This is a genomic window from Myxococcus dinghuensis (assembly GCF_024198235.1).
In the GTDB taxonomy this organism is placed as follows: Bacteria; Myxococcota; Myxococcia; order Myxococcales; family Myxococcaceae; genus Myxococcus; species Myxococcus dinghuensis.
Window position 1 is genome coordinate 129981 of sequence record NZ_JAKCFB010000002.1, and the last position, 14654, is coordinate 144634.

Sequence of the window (14654 nt, forward strand, 5' to 3'; positions counted from 1 at the left end):
GGCATCCTCCTGACCGTGCGCCCCGTCAGGGACTCCCGGCCCTATTCGAGTTCCACCCTCAGGTTCGCCCCCTCGTGCAGGAAGCGCACGGGGCGCTGCATCCCGACCTGGAACAGCGGGGCGTCCATGGGACGCACGAGGCGATCCGCCGTGGCCTGGAACTCCGAACCACCGCCCCGGGGGCGAATGGCGAGCGAGAAGCGGAGGATGTCGTTGCCCCCGTGGCTTGCCCCCGTCCGCTCCCAGCCGAGGATGCGCGCCGTCCCCTCCGCGCCCTCGGCGAGCACCTTGTCGCGACGCGCGTCGCTCCCCACCGTCCAGCGGAGGAAGACCACGAGGCCCACGACGACGACCAGACCGACGCCACCGAGCATGACGATGAGGGACACCATGACCGGACACTACCAAACGCGACTCCCGGAACTCGAAAGTCGCCCGGGTTCGGCGACGCGTGAAATCCCTCAGGGCGCCTTGGGCCCGGACGCACCAGGGTCGACCTGGAGCCAGCGACGCACCTCGTCCAGGGACTCCCGTGGGAGCGCATGGCCGCTGTCGAAGGTCTTGTGCGCCTTGCGGCGGGACGGGGCGGCCTCGAACAGGGCGCGGCTGTCCGCCACCGGCGCGAAGTCGTCCTGGTTCGCCGTCAGGAGCAGCCAGTCCTGGCGGACCGTCGACATATGCCGCGAGGGAGCAACCTCCTCCATGACGAGCCAGGGGCGCATCGTCATCCACGTCGAGCCTGCTGGAGCATCTCCGACACAGGCGTGGGCTTCGGCCAGGGGGAGCCCGCGCAGACGGGCTTCGGCATCGGCCTGTCCCTGGTGGAACGACTGGCGCTCCGGTTCCGCTGGGCCATGACCATCCAGCCCAACGCGCCGCATGGGACGCAGGTGCGTCTCACCTGGACTCCGTGACGCCCCCGTTCCCACGGGGATGAGTGCGCGCGGGAGCTGGTAGAACGCGGCCCATGGGATTCGATGCGCTCTATCAGGCCATTCCCGGCGATTTCCCGCTCGTGGAGCTGGCGCGACGGGACCGGGGCATGGGCGAATGGCTCTCCTCCCTCCCCTGGCTGCTCCAGGACCCGCGCGTGGAGAGCCTGGCCCCGGGTGAGCCAGAGCCCGGCGAGCTCCGTCTCCTGGAGCTCTCGAAGGAGCTATCGAGGGCCCGGCCCGACCTCGCGACGCGACAGGTCCTGCTCCACCGCAGGTGGGACCACCTGCACTTCGTCCTATCCGCCCGGCGCAGGGAAGCGCCTGACGCGGAGGACGGCTCCCTGGCCAGAATCGCCATCCGTGGAGAGACGGAGATTGCTCCACACGTCGTCGCCGGCCAGGGCGTCCCCTTGCGCTTCACACGACCGGAGACGGTGAAGGACATCGCCAGGATGCTGGACGCACTTCACCTCGAGCCCCTCCGGACGCACTTCACGTTCGAGCGGCTCACCCAGGCCCACGTCTACAAGTGTCCCAGCGAGGATGCCGTCGAAGCGGACTGGGAGTGGCTCCGCGAGCACTTCGAACAGTTCCGCGCGTTCCACGCCACCGCGGCGGCGCATGGAGATGGCGTGCTCGTCCGTATCGACTGAGACATCCACGCGCGGCCCCGGCAATTTCCGCCAAGTCGCAAGCAGCCCTTCTCTCTACAGGTGGAGGAATCAACCAGAGGGAGAAGGCGTGCGAGCGAGCGAATTCGGGGTGCGTGGAGCAGGAGCGGTCGTCGTGTTCGGTGCATACGGACACACGGGGCGCTTCGTGGTCGACGAGCTGCGACGACGAGGCCTCACGCCCATTCTCGCGGGGCGGGACGTCGCGAAGTTGAACCTGCTCGGCGCACGACATGAAGGGCTGGAGGTCCGGCGGGCATCGGTGGACGAGCCGGAGTCGCTGGTCCGGGCCCTCGCGGGCGCCAGGGCGGTTATCAACTGCGCCGGGCCGTTCGTCCGGACGGCGGAGCCCCTCATCGCTGCGGCCCTCTCGGCACACGTCCACTACGTGGACGTCGCGGCGGAGGTCGAGGTCGCCGCCACCACCCTGGAGCGATACGCCGCTCGCGCGCGAGACGCCGGCATCGTGGTCCTCCCGTCGATGGCCTTCTATGGGGGACTGGGTGACCTCCTGGCCACGGCTGCCATGGGGGACTGGCCGGCCGCGGACGCGCTCTGCCTCGCCATCGCCCTGAGCAGCTGGAGACCCACGCTGGGAACACGTGTGACGGGCCAGGTCTCGAGGCAGCGGCGCAACGGCCAGCGCCTGGTCTTCTCCGAGGGCACGTTGAAGCTGAGCGGGGATGTCGCGCCGATGCGCCAATGGAACTTCCCCACGCCGGTCGGCCCCCAGACGGTCGTGGGCGAGTACACCACGGCCGACAGCGTGACCATCTCGCATCACCTCACCATCAAGGCGCTGAGCACCTATCTGACGGCGGCCTCGCTCCGGGACCTGGCGGACCCCGACCTCCCGCCCCCGGTGGCCGTCGACGAGCGCGGGCGCTCGGACCAGACGTTCCTGGTCGAAGTGGTTGCCCGGTCCGGTAATCAGCTCCGCCGCGCCATCGCCCGGGGGCAGGACATCTACGCCGTCTCCGCGCCGCTCGCGGCAGAGGCCGTGAGCCGCATCCTCTCGGGGCCGCGGCGGGCAGGGGTCTTCACCGCGGGCCAGTGTTTCGACGCTTCGGACTTCCTGACGTCGCTCTCCCCGGTGCACCTCTCGTTCGAGACCGCTTCCATCCACCTCACCGAGGCTTGATACGTTTCCGACCATGGAGACTCCCCAGGTCGAGTTGACGGAGCCGGGCGTCGTGCTCACCACGGCGGTGTTCGACGCGCCGCGCGAGCGGGTGTTCGACGCGTGGATTCATGCCCCCACCCTCGCGCGCTGGTGGGGACCGAACGGCTTCACCAACCTCTTCGAGCAGCACGAGCCGAAGCCGGGCGGACAGTGGCGCTTCGTGATGCGCGGGCCCGACGGCAAGGAGTTCAAGAACCACTGCGTCTACCGGGAAGTCTCCCCGCCCGAGCGGCTCGTGCTCGAGCACGTCAATGGCCCGGCCTATCTGGCCACCGTCACCTTCGAGGACCTGGGCGGGAAGACGCGCGTGCATTGGCTCACGAAGTTCGAGAACGAGAAGTTCCTCGCCAGCAACCAGGCCCTCATCCTGACGAGCAACCGGGAGAACCTCGAGCGGCTCGGGGCGCTCCTGTAGCCCCCCGAGCCCCGGGCACGACTACTCCGAGCGCAGCACCTCGGCCGGGTCCACGCGCGCGGCGCGGCGCGCGGGCCCATAGCTGGCCAGCACCGCCAGCGTGACGAGCAGGGCGCACACCCCCGCCAGGACGAAGGGGTCCGTCGCGCTCACCTCGAAGAGCAACGCGCTCAGCACCTTGCCCATCGCCAGCGCGCCCAGCAGGCCGAGCACGAGGCCCAGCCCGGTGAAGCGCAGCGACTGGAGCACCACCATTCCAGCCACCTGCGCCGCCCTCGCGCCCAGCGCCAAGCGGATGCCCAGCTCCCCCCGCCGCTGTCCCACGATGAAGGAGATGACGCCGTAGAGGCCCACCGCGCTCAGCAGCAGCGCCATGCCCCCGGCGATGCCGAGCAGGAACAGCGTGAAGGACGCCCGCGCCACGGAGGGCGACTTCGCCACCACCCGCTCCATCGTCTGCACGTTGGCCAGCGGCACCGCCGCGTCCATCTCCGCCAGGATGCGGCGCACCTCGGGCGTGAGCGACTCCGGCCGCGAGGTCCCCGTGCGCACCACCACCGTCGGCGAGCGGCGCGGACCCCACAACGGACGGCCCTCCGCCGGAGCGAGCGGGAAGAACACCGCCTCCGAGGGAGGCTGGTCCAGCCCATCCGCCCGCAGCGCGCCCGTCACGCCGACGACGCGGTAGTACGGCGGCGCCCGTCCGTTGCCCCGGATGCCCTTGCCCAGCGGGTCCTGTCCTGGCCACAGCCGGTCCGCGAGCGCCTTCGTCACGACCACGCCGTCCGCCTTCTGCTCCAGGTCGTCCCACGTCAGCTCGCGCCCTTGAATCAACGGGACGCCCAGGGCCTTGAAGTACCCCGGCCCCACCGCCGGTGACGTGATGCAGGGCTGCTTGTCCGTGTCCAGCGACATGCCCTCGGCGAACATCGCCGCGCACCCGCCGAAGCGCCGCAGCGGGAGGTGGGTGGACACGCTGGCGCTCGTCACGCCCGGCAACGCCTCGAGCCGCGCGAGGAACTCGCGGTGGAAGCGGTTCACCTCGTCGTAGCTCGTGTACCGCGTCCGGGGGAGCACGATGTCGAACGTGAGCACGTTCCTCGGCTCCAACCCCGGGTCCACGCGGTGCAGCGTCCAGTAGCTCCGCAGCATCAACCCCGCGGCGGCCAGCAACACCACCGCCAGGCCCACCTGCCCCACCACCATCCCTCCACGCACCAGGTTGCGCTGACGCGAGGACGTCAGCCCCCGGCCCGACTCGCGCAACCGCGCCAGGTCCTTGCCGCTCCACAACAGCGGCAGGAGTCCGAAGGCCGTGCCCGCCAGCACCGCCAGCCCTCCGGCGAACACCACGCCATGCCACCCCAGGCCCACCTCTCGCAGGCGAGGCAGCCCCGACGGCTCCAGCGCCACCAGGAGGCGCAGCGCGCCATACGCGAGGAGCAGCCCCAGCACGCACGCCACCAGGCACACCAGCAGGCTCTCCGTGAGCGCGTGCCACGCCAGGTCCCAGCGTCCGGCCCCCAATGCGGAGCGCACCGCCAGCTCGCGCCTGCGCGCGTCCGAGCGCACCAGGAAGAGGTTGGCCACGTTGGCGCATGCGATGAGCAACACCAGCCCCACCGAGCCCAACAGGATCCAGAGCATCCGGTCCACGTCGCCCACCACGTGGCGCGCCAGCGGGGTCGCCTGGGTCCGGAACCCCGTCTCCCGCATGAAGCTCTCCTTGTACGCGCTGGGGAACAACTCCGGCAGGCGCGTGGTCAGCGCGGCGAGCTCGGCCTGGGCCTGCTCCAGGGGAACGCCCTCCTTCAGCCGGCCGATGGCGCGCACCCAGTGGGAGTTCTCCGGCGGGCTCGACGGGTCCAATCCCAGCGGCCTCCAGACGTCCACGGCGTCATCCGGGAGTTGGAGCCCCTGCGCCATGACGCCGATGACCTCCGTGGGCTCGTCGTCCAGGCGCACCATCGTCCCGATGACGCGCGGGTCCGCGCCGTACTGCCGCACCCAGAAGTCGTAGCCCAGCACCGCGACACGCGGCGCCCCGGGCGTATCGACGTCCGGGGTGATGAGCCGGCCGAGCGCCGGCCGGGCCCGCAGGACCTCCATCAGCCCGGCCGACACCAACGCGACGTCCACGCGCAGCGCGCCCTCGTCGGCGACGAGGCTGCCGTTGTACGTGTCCAACGCGCCCAGCGCGGCGAACCCCCGGGCCTCGCGCGTGAAGTAGAGGAAGCCCGCCTCGGACAGGTCCCACCGCGCGTCCGGCGCCAGGCCGGGCACGGGGCTGTCGAGCCAGACGAGCCGGTCCGGGGCCGCGTACGGCAACGGGCGCAACACCACCGCGTCCACCACCGAATACAGCGCCGTCGTCGCGCCCAGCCCCAACGCCAGCGTGAGCACCGCCATCACCGCGAAGGCGGGGCCACGCGCCAGGGAGCGCAGCGCCTGACGTGTCTCCCGTCGCACCATGTCCCAGAGTTCCGTGAGACGCCGCTGACTCGCCATCGCCTCGTCGATCATCCGTGTCTCCTCGCGGTAGGCCTCCACGCAACCGAAGCGCTCCAGCGCCTCCGCGCGCGCCGCCTCGGGCGTCATCCCCTTCGCGATGTATTCCTCGGTGCGCATGGCGAGGTGGAACTCCAGCTCCTCCGCCACGTCCGCCTCCAACTGCCCGCGCCGCAACAGGGTGCGCAGCGCGTGGTAGCGATCCTTCATCCAGCGCATGGCGTATCCCCCCTCAAGCGCCCTGCGCCACCGGACGCGCGTGGAGCACCTTGGACACGGCCTCCGTCAGCCGCGCCCACGACGAGGACTCCTCGTTGAGCTGCCGCCGCCCCTCCGCCGTCAGCGTGTAGAACTTCGCGCGGCGGTTGTTCTCCGACACGCCCCAGTCCGCCCTCACCCACCCCCGCCGCGTCATCCGGTGCAGCGCGGGGTACAGCGAGCCCTCCTCCACGCACAGCGCGTCGTCCGTCGTGCGCTGGAGCCAGCTCGCCACCGCGTAGCCGTGCATCGGCCCGCCCGTGAGCGCCTTGAGGATGAGCATGTCCAGCGTCCCCTGCAGCAGGTCGATCCGCATCGAGTCCCCTAGATTGTCTAGGGGAGAATGCCGGCCCTCCCCTAGAACGTCAAGGGGAGAGGTGGCGGGGTCGCGGGGACTCCTCGCCAGGCAGGCGGGCACGGGGCCTTCATCCCAGACGCAAATATCCATCGCGGCTCATGATTGAGCAGACATTGGACGTCTGAGCTTGAACGCTCCGCCCCGCCGCGTCTGGCCAAGCATTGACAGGACACGCACCCCGAACCCCAATCCGCGCCGCCGTTCGCGACAGTCCTTGCAGAGGAGCGTTCCCATGCCGAAGCAGAATCCGTCCGCGTCGCCCCGCACCCATCGTTGGTCGTCCGTCCTCGCCGGCCTCGCCCTGGCCCTCGCCGCGCCCTCCGCCCGCGCGGACTCGGCCATCTACGGCGGCGGCCCGTTCTACTCCGGCGGCACCGCGGTGATGGACGACCTGCGCGGCTCGGGCTTCACCACCATCATCCTGTGGAGCTTCCACATCGAGGACAATGGCGACCTCGTCTACAACGACATCCCGGTGGTCAGGAATGGCGCGTACATGGGCGACGCCGGCTGGCCCACCCGGCTGGCCACGCTGAAGACGCCGCCGACCTCGGTCAACCGCATCGAGGTGTCGATTGGCGCGTGGAGTGTTCCGGACTTCGAGCGCATGGCCCGGCTGGTGAATGGCACCGCCGCCGGCTGCGGCACCACCCTCGTCTGCGGCACCGGCACCAACAGCATCCTCTACCGGAACTTCCAGGCCCTGAAGGGCGCCACCGGCGCGGACGCGGTGAACTTCGACGACGAGAGCGCCTACGACCTGGCGCCGACCACGGCGTTCGGACAGATGCTGGTGGGGCTCGGCTACAAAATCACCTTCGCGCCCTACACCCAGCAGGCGTTCTGGCGGAGCCTCAAGGACAACCTCGGAGGCGCCGTCGACACCATCTACCTGCAGGTCTACGACGGCGGCGCCGGCAACAATCCGGCGAGCTGGAACACCGCGATGGGGATGACGGTCGACCCGGGGCTGTGGTCCAGACATGGCACGAGCTGCGCGTCGGGAGACAGCCCCGCCTCGGTGCAGACCCGGATGAGCGCGTGGAAGAGCAGCGCCGGCATCAGCGGCGGCTTCATGTGGCTGTACGACGACATCCAGAAGTGCACCGCGCAGGGGACGACGGCGCAGTACGCGGCGGCCATCAACGCCGCCGTCAGCGGCAACTCCCCGCCGGTGGCGAACTTCACCGTCACCGTCAGCGGCCTCACCGCCGTCTTCGCCGACGCGTCCACCGACGCCGACGGCACCATCACCGCTCGCAACTGGAGCTTCGGTGACGGGAGCGGCTCCACGGCCACCAACCCCTCACGCACCTATGCGGCCGGCGGCAACTACGACGTCGCCTTGACGGTCACCGACAACGGCGGCGCGAGCCACACCCGGAGCCAGACGGTGTCGGTGGGCGCGGGCTTCGTCAACCTGGCGCTGAACAAGCCCACCACCAGCTCCACGGCCTGCAACGCCAACGAAGGGGCGGCCAAGGCGGTCAACGGCAGTGTCTCCGGAGGCACCACCGACAAGTTCTGTTCCCTCGTCTCACCGGCGTGGATGCAGGTCGACCTGGGCTCGGCGCAGACGGTCAGCAGCTTCACGCTCCGGCACGCCGGCGCGGGGGGTGAGTCGACGAGCTGGAACACCCGGGCGTTCACCCTCCAGACGTCGACGGACGGCCTCGCCTGGAGCACGCCCGTCACCGTGACCAGCAACACCGCCAACGTGTCGACCCACGCCATCAGCCCGGCGGCGGCGCGCTACATCAAGCTCAACGTGACGACGCCGACCCAGAACGGCGACCCGGCGACCCGCATCTACGAGCTCGAGGTCCGCTGACGCCCCGCCGACGGGGCCGGCCCACGCCACCGCGCGGGTCGGCCCCCGCCGCTCATTCCCGGGCGCGCGGCGGCTTCAACGCCGACACCAGGTCCCCCGCGGCCAGCCGGGCGACCTCCTCCGCGGACGTGTGCTGGAAACGCAGCGCGTAGCCCTCACTGCCCGCCGGGAGCGCGGGAGGGTCCGTCAGCCCCGCGAAGAACGTGGGCGCCGTGCCGGGCGAGAAGGCCTGACGGGTGGCGTCCGCCTGGATGCCGCGGAGCCTCCGGAGGAAGGCCGCGGTCTCCTCGCCCGGTGCCCGGTTCAGGACGGACACGGTGCCGTCCCTGCGCCGGACGTGGACCGTGCGGCTGCGCGCGGCGGCGTGGAGGCAGGCCAGCTCCCAGAGCGTGGGGCGGGCGCCCGTGCCGAAGTAGGTCAGGGTGTCCTTGCCCAGGTGCGCGAGGTCTCCCCGCGAGCGGCGCACGGACAGGAAGCCATCGTCGGGAGGAATCTTCACGTCCACCCAGCGGAGCTGCTTCGCCACGAGGTCGATGACGAGCGGGACCGATATCTTCGCGCTCCCCTGCAGGTCGAAGCGCTGCTCCACGGCGCGCGCGTCGAAGTGCGGCCCCTCCACCCCGTCCCGGACCATGAAGCCCGCGAACGCGTCCTCCATGCGGTCGAACGGGACGCTGTTGTAGGAGAACACCACCGGGATGGCGTAGCGGACCTTCTGCGCCAGCAGACGCGCGGCGTGGACGTCCAGGAACTCGGCGCCCCCCAGCGGCGGCGCGCCGGAGGTGACATCCCCCGAATGCACGGCGGCATCGTCCGGCAGCCGCAGCTTCGTGAAGTCACACAGGTTCACCAACCACCAGTCCTCGTCGTAGAAGGCGACCGACAGGTCCAGGTCCACCCGGGTGTTCTCGGGCTCCGTCCAGTGGACGAAGAAGCGCAGGGTCTGTCCCTCCGGCAGCGGCAGCACGCTGCCTCGCGGCACCGCCACCAGCGCCCGCGACGCCGTCTTCTCCGCCAGCGGCACCAGCAGGTCGCCCAGGGCCTCGTCGAGCACCGCCTGGGGGAAGGGCGGCAAGCCCTCCGCCCGGCGCAGCAGCTCTCGCTCCAGCGGCGCCACGAGCTGTCCGATGACGTCTCCCGACAGGAGGGGGCGGTGGTCCTCCATGCCCCACGCGTGCGTGGCCTCGCCCTTGGGGAAGAAGACGCGCTTGCCGAAGGGCTTGTGCCGCTGGCGGAGGTGCGCCGCCGCGGTGAGCAGCAGCGCGGGCGCGGCGCGGGGCAGGACGGCGTCGAGCGTCGCGAGCAGCTCCGGGTCCAGAGTGGCGGAGCCGGAGCGGGACACCACCAACCGGCTCACGTGGTCCAGCCGGCGCAGCATCTCACCGGGCCGCTGCCGCAACAGCTTCAACGCGCCATGGACCTCCCGCGCGGCCAGCGCCGATTCGACGTGCGAGCCCCACGAGCGGAACCGCAGGCGGACGCCCCCCTCGGCCTCTTGCGTGGAGAAGGCCGCCGGGTGTTCGCGGGCCTGGGTCAGCAAGGCCGCTCCGAACGGCGTCCCCGGAGACAGCACCGTGCCCCGGAGGACGGCGAACGCGAGCGCGACCTTCGGATGGGTCCGCCACTCCTCGAAGACGTGCAGGAGCCCCGCGTGGGCCTTCCACAGACCGGGGTGGCGCCGGAGGTCCTCGGTGAGGTTCAGGACGGAGAAGCCCTCCAGCATCCGCAGCACGGCGCGTCGCACGCCGCGCGGAGGGCTCCTCAACGGGACCTTGACGGAGAGGTCGGGGTTGCCGCCCGCCCGGGCCACCAGCACCCGGAGCACGTCCGTGGCGGTCTTCACATGCGTGGCGGCGCTGGCCAGCACGTCTCCCGCCACGCGCGCGTCCCGCAGCAGCAGCCCCAGGACGTGCGCCAGGGTCTCCTTCACCGGGATGCGCGGTGGCAGCCAGGCCAGCACGCGCACGCCGAACGCGGCCACCAGCATCGTCAACAGCTCCACCTCGTTCGGGCGCAGCACCGTGGCCCGGGACACCAGGCGCCGCAAGACGCTACTCGCCGCGGCCTCCGGGTCGGAGCCCAACGACAACCGGGTCAGCCTCCCGGCGCGCAAGCCATACACGGGCCCGGGGACCTTCAACTCCCTCGGCTGGAAGAAGGGCTCCGAAGGCGACAGGCGGCGATGGCAGATGGGGCAACCACTGTAGTCGCTTCCGTCGAAACACCGGGTGCAGACCAGGTGCGCGCACGGAGACACCGCGACCACCGTCTCTTCCGCGCCACAGTGGATGCACGGCTGCTGGGGCCACTGGTACAGCCACCCCAACATCCGCTGCACGTACAACCGCTGGGTGTCGCGCGGCACGCTCGCGGGGAAGTTCCGGAACAGGGGGACGAAGGGCCGGTTCTGGCCCAGGCTCGCCGCGCAGGTGTCGTAGAGGAAGCGCCCGGACGCGGCCAGGGCCTCCGTCGGAAGCGCGAGCAGCGCCTCGCGCAGGGGACTCGCCAACAGGTAACCGACTCCCGCGAGGTCCGCCTCCAGGGCATCCAGGGCGGCCTCTCGCTCCCCGGCGTCACCGTCCGCGGAGAGCCCCGTGGGAAGGAAGACGAGCCCCGTGGTCCGCAACAACAACGCGGCGGTCGCGCCCGTGAGGTCGAGCGAAGCGGCGCCCATGACGACTCCATGGAAGGAGGAAGAATGGGGCGGAGAGCGGATGCACTACCCCTAGAGAGTGAGAAGGAAGCACACCCAGAGCCGCCCCGCGCAGACCCTATCAGGGCCCACGCTGGACCGCCACCGAGGCGCGCGTCCGGGACCTGCTAGGCTCCCCGCCGCGAACTCCAGACAGGAGCTGTCGATGGCCACGAGGTCCGCTGTGTTGGCAGGGGTCTGTTGCGTGGGGTTGTCCGGCTGCGGCGTGGAGTCCGACACGGTCCATGAGACCGTCTCCAATCTCCAGGAGGCGGGCTTCCCCGCCAACGACATCCAGGTCGTCGACGGCACCGTCTATGTCGGGCAGGACGTGGTGGTGAGCCTCCTGGCCTCGCGCGAGCTGCTCGACGAGCCGTCGGATGCCCCGGAGCTCTACCGGACCTCCAACCTGGTCTCGACCTCCATCCAGACCATCTACGTCCGTCCTGTCAGGCCCCTGGCGGCGACGGTCGTGGCCCAGCTCCACGAAGCCATCGCGAACTACAACGACCTGGGGCTCACGTTCGACTTCGTGTTCGCGCCCAATCCATGTGAGCTGGACCCCAACTGCCCGCCCCGCCCGCCCTACGCGAACATCGACCTGGTCATCAACCCGGTCCTGCCGGCTGGCGCGAGCGCGACCAGCTTGTTCCCCTCCGGAGGCAACCCGGGCGCGAGAATCGAACTGGGCCCTGGCGTCGCGCAGCTCGCGCCCAACATCCTCAAGCACCTCCTCACCCACGAGCTGGGCCACACCATCGGCCTGCGCCACGCGGACTACTTCAACCGGGCGATCAGTTGTGGCGGGACCAGCGTCAACGAGGGCAGCGGGAGCGTGGGCGCCATCCACATCGCGGGCACCCCGACGGGCGCATCACCCGGTGGCTCGATCATGAACACCTGCATCCCGGCGAACACCCCCGGAGAGTTCACCTCGACCGACATCACGGCACTGAACTTCTTGTACTGACAGATGCGTCCCCGTCCCCCCGGGGCGGGATGTGCGCTGCGTCCGGAGAGGACGCCACCGCGTGCGACTCCGACGCGGGCCTGGATGTGGTGCGCCCGGAGCCCCTGAGAACGAGGCTCCCGGGAGCAGGCGCGCGGCGGCGCGGAGACGAGGCGCACCGCTTGCAAAGTGGGGGCTCGACCTCGCCGAGGTGTGCCGGGTCGGGGCCCGTTCCCGAGGCCCGCGACACACAGGGGTCAGCCGGTCGGGGCCGGCCCTGACACGCCCGCGCGGAGCCATGCCCATGTCATGCATCTGGTGTGACCGAGGTACCTGCATCATCCCTGGACACGCCATCGTCCGGGAGTATCGCGTTCCCGAACCCGACGACGACCTCCCGCCCCTCGTCGACGAGCCCGAAGCCGAGCCCACGCCCATCCCCATCTTCGACCTGAGCGGGCGGAGCATGCGCCGGTTCCTGGGCCCGCCGCCCACCACCCCGCCCGTTCTCGAGCCGCTGCTCCGGCCACCGGCCTACACCCGGTTCTGGGACCTGCATCTGACCGACAGCAAGGGCTGGTACGACTTCGCCCTGAACATCCTCCCGGAGGTCCACTACCAGGAGCGCAAGAACCAGGACCGGCCCGGGTGGGTTCCCGGTGACGGCCGCATTCGCGTGTCGTGGCGCCTCGCGCACGCCTTCCGCGCCAGCCTCCGGGAGCAAATCCAGGCGCTACAGCGGATGATCGACTTCTGCCAGGCGCGACTCGACGAGGTCGCGCTGCTCGACAACACGCCCGCCCGCCGGCTGACCGTCTATCTCCAGAACGACTTCGCGAAGGCCCTGGCCGCGCTCACGGAGCTTCCCAAACAACCCGAGGTCCAGAAGCAACTCTCGGTGTTCGGCCAGGCCATGGGTGACTTGCAGGCGCTGTTGCAGGCGTGCTGGAGAAACCCCCAGAGCAGGGCCCTGGAGATCACCGCCATCCGGCAGCGGCTCGATACGCAGGGCTTCCTGCTGCGGGAGTTCCGCAACGAACTCACCCGACTGGAGGGGCGGCTCGAGGACTTCGACCCGGACGACGACGACGCGCCGGCCTCGAGCTACTTCTCCACCATCATGTCGATGGAGGACATCGCCCGGCGGATGCCCTCCGGGCTCGGCGCCAGCATGGTGCGCTGGATCTCCGACACGAATCACCGCTGCAAGCTGCGCGTGAGCTCCCATGGAGATGGCAAGGGCAACCTCTTCATGGAGAACGACAGCATCCGGGGCGCGCTCGTCGGGGAGTGGCTGTACCAGAACGGCCTCGAGCCGGACCGCCAGCCCACCGGTCAGCGCCAGGACCGGGCGGGCACGAAGGGCATCCTGGGACTGGTCACCATCAACCTGTCCATCTGCATGGGCGGACTCGGCTACGACACCCAGTCGAGCACGCACGTCGCCGGAGCACTCCAGGTGCCCACGCAATACACCCGGCCCGGCGCGGGCTCCGCCGTGGAGCAGCTCGCCCAGTCCCTCGCCCACCACGGGGTCCACGGCATCGAGGTGACGGGCAGCAACCTCGTCGTCCGTGACGAAGGAGGTCGCCTGGGCGAGGTCGAAGGCGACAACTGGACGCCCCTCGCGCATTCACCGCGCAAGGTCCGAGCCATCACCTGACGCCGTCCACTCCGTGGGCGATTGCCCTCGGCGTCCCAGGACGCGCGGCCTATCTTCCCGCGGTCGAAGACACCTCGCTCCTGGAGTGGACGGATGCCCGGACAGACGACGAAGAAGTCGGCGAAGGTCGCGAAGAAGGCGGTCGCGAAGCGCGCCGTGCGCAAGGCCCCGAAGGTCGCGGCGTCCAGGTCCGCCACGACGAGGCGCAAGGCCCCGAAGGCCGCCGGGGGCGCCGTCCTCCTGTCGGGTGGCAATCCGCAGATCGCCAAGGGCTACGGAGATACGCCCGTGCAGGCGTACATCGCGGCCATGCCGGGCTGGAAACGCGACGTCGGGCTCCGCCTGGATGCGCTCATCTCGGCCGCCGTCCCGGGCGTGAGCAAGGCGGTGAAGTGGAACTCGCCGCTGTATGGAGTCGAGGGCCAGGGTTGGTTCCTCGGCATCCATTGCTTCGCGAAGTACATCAAGGTGGCGTTCTTCCGCGGCACCTCGCTGCGTCCCGTCCCACCGGGTGAATCCAAGAGCCAGGACACGCGCTACCTCGACATCCGCGAGGACACCTCGCTCGACGCGGCGCGGTTCACCGCCTGGGTGAAGCAGGCCAGCCGCCTGCCCGGCGAGCGGATGTGACCGCCCCCCCACCGACGACCTCCGCCGCGCGGGCGGGGGCTACTTCACCCGCTTCCGGCTCGCGCTCCGCGCCTTCGGCTTGCTCTTCTTCTCGACGTTGAGCGCCACCGCGGCGCGGATGAGCGCCTTGAAGGCCGCCTCGTTGACCTTGCCGCCTTCGGGGATGTCGATGGCGCGGCGGACGTTCCCCTCGAGGCTGGAGTTGAAGAGCCCGGAGGGGTCCGGGAGCGCGGCGCCCTTGGCGAACGTCAGCTTGACCACGCTCTTGTAGGTCTCACCCGTGCAGAGGATGCCGTCGTGGGACCAGACGGGCGTCCCCATCCACTTCACCTCTTCGACGACCTCCGGGTCCGCCGCGTGGATGAGCTTGCGGAGCTTCGCGAGCGTGATTCCACGCCAGTCCCCCAGGGCCTGGATCTTCTCGTCGATGAACGCGGATGCGGATTCAACGGGGGCGGGGCTCTTCATGGACTGCTCCAACTCTCACAGGGGGGTGGACGGACAACATCCCCACTCCGACCGCCTGACGCAACCCGCGCGGTGGCGTCAGGACAGGCCGTG

14 protein-coding genes are annotated in these 14654 nt (G+C 70.5%); 8 read left to right on the forward strand and 6 right to left on the reverse strand.

The window, feature by feature from the left end:
* Positions 1–41: 41 nt before the first annotated feature.
* On the reverse strand, positions 42–392 hold the full coding sequence (locus tag LZ198_RS03155) for a hypothetical protein (protein ID WP_253970357.1): 351 nt from the start codon (positions 390–392) through the stop codon (positions 42–44).
* A gap of 69 nt (positions 393–461) precedes the next feature.
* Positions 462–677, reverse strand: a complete 216-nt coding sequence (locus LZ198_RS03160) for an alpha/beta fold hydrolase (RefSeq protein WP_253970358.1) — start codon at positions 675–677, stop codon at positions 462–464.
* On the opposite strand from LZ198_RS03160, the gene LZ198_RS03165 reads away from it, so the two are divergent.
* The 4 genes from LZ198_RS03165 (at position 678) to LZ198_RS03180 (ending at position 3204) form a co-directional block, all read left to right on the forward strand.
* Positions 678–914: an ATP-binding protein gene (locus LZ198_RS03165; protein WP_253970359.1), complete on the forward strand. Its 237-nt coding sequence runs from the start codon at positions 678–680 to the stop codon at positions 912–914.
* Positions 915–967: 53 nt separating this feature from the next.
* Entirely contained in the window at positions 968–1588 is a 621-nt protein-coding gene (locus LZ198_RS03170) for a DUF1877 family protein (RefSeq protein WP_253970360.1), read from the forward strand.
* 133 nt (positions 1589–1721) lie between these two features.
* A complete protein-coding gene (locus LZ198_RS03175; protein ID WP_253970361.1) occupies positions 1722–2747 on the forward strand; it encodes a saccharopine dehydrogenase family protein in 1026 nt (341 codons plus the stop codon).
* A 13-nt stretch (positions 2748–2760) separates the two neighbouring features.
* A complete protein-coding gene (locus tag LZ198_RS03180; protein WP_253970362.1) occupies positions 2761–3204 on the forward strand; it encodes an SRPBCC domain-containing protein in 444 nt (147 codons plus the stop codon).
* 21 nt (positions 3205–3225) lie between these two features.
* Here the strand turns inward: LZ198_RS03180 and LZ198_RS03185 are convergent, their stop codons facing one another.
* A complete protein-coding gene (locus tag LZ198_RS03185; RefSeq protein WP_253970363.1) occupies positions 3226–5931 on the reverse strand; it encodes an ABC transporter permease in 2706 nt (901 codons plus the stop codon).
* A gap of 13 nt (positions 5932–5944) precedes the next feature.
* Positions 5945–6286: a PadR family transcriptional regulator gene (locus tag LZ198_RS03190; protein ID WP_253970364.1), complete on the reverse strand. Its 342-nt coding sequence runs from the start codon at positions 6284–6286 to the stop codon at positions 5945–5947.
* A 274-nt stretch (positions 6287–6560) separates the two neighbouring features.
* Between LZ198_RS03190 and LZ198_RS03195 the strand changes: the two genes are divergently transcribed.
* Positions 6561–8159 carry a PKD domain-containing protein gene (locus LZ198_RS03195; protein WP_253970365.1) on the forward strand — a complete coding sequence of 533 codons (1599 nt, stop codon included), beginning with the start codon at positions 6561–6563 and terminating at the stop codon, positions 8157–8159.
* Between the two features lie 52 nt (positions 8160–8211).
* Here LZ198_RS03195 and LZ198_RS03200 read toward each other — a convergent pair whose 3' ends face one another.
* Positions 8212–10833, reverse strand: coding sequence for an MXAN_6230/SCO0854 family RING domain-containing protein (locus LZ198_RS03200; RefSeq protein ID WP_253970366.1), 2622 nt, complete (start codon positions 10831–10833; stop codon positions 8212–8214).
* Positions 10834–11017: 184 nt separating this feature from the next.
* On the opposite strand from LZ198_RS03200, the gene LZ198_RS03205 reads away from it, so the two are divergent.
* The 3 genes from LZ198_RS03205 to LZ198_RS03215 all read left to right on the forward strand — a co-directional run bounded on the left by LZ198_RS03205 (position 11018) and on the right by LZ198_RS03215 (position 14093).
* A complete protein-coding gene (locus tag LZ198_RS03205) occupies positions 11018–11821 on the forward strand; it encodes a M57 family metalloprotease (protein ID WP_253970367.1) in 804 nt (267 codons plus the stop codon).
* A gap of 283 nt (positions 11822–12104) precedes the next feature.
* Entirely contained in the window at positions 12105–13463 is a 1359-nt protein-coding gene (locus LZ198_RS03210; protein WP_253970368.1) for a hypothetical protein, read from the forward strand.
* A gap of 93 nt (positions 13464–13556) precedes the next feature.
* Positions 13557–14093 carry a DUF1801 domain-containing protein gene (locus LZ198_RS03215; RefSeq protein ID WP_253970369.1) on the forward strand — a complete coding sequence of 179 codons (537 nt, stop codon included), beginning with the start codon at positions 13557–13559 and terminating at the stop codon, positions 14091–14093.
* Positions 14094–14132: 39 nt separating this feature from the next.
* Here the strand turns inward: LZ198_RS03215 and LZ198_RS03220 are convergent, their stop codons facing one another.
* Positions 14133–14561, reverse strand: a complete 429-nt coding sequence (locus LZ198_RS03220; RefSeq protein ID WP_253970370.1) for a DUF1801 domain-containing protein — start codon at positions 14559–14561, stop codon at positions 14133–14135.
* Between the last annotated feature and the right edge of the window lie 93 nt (positions 14562–14654).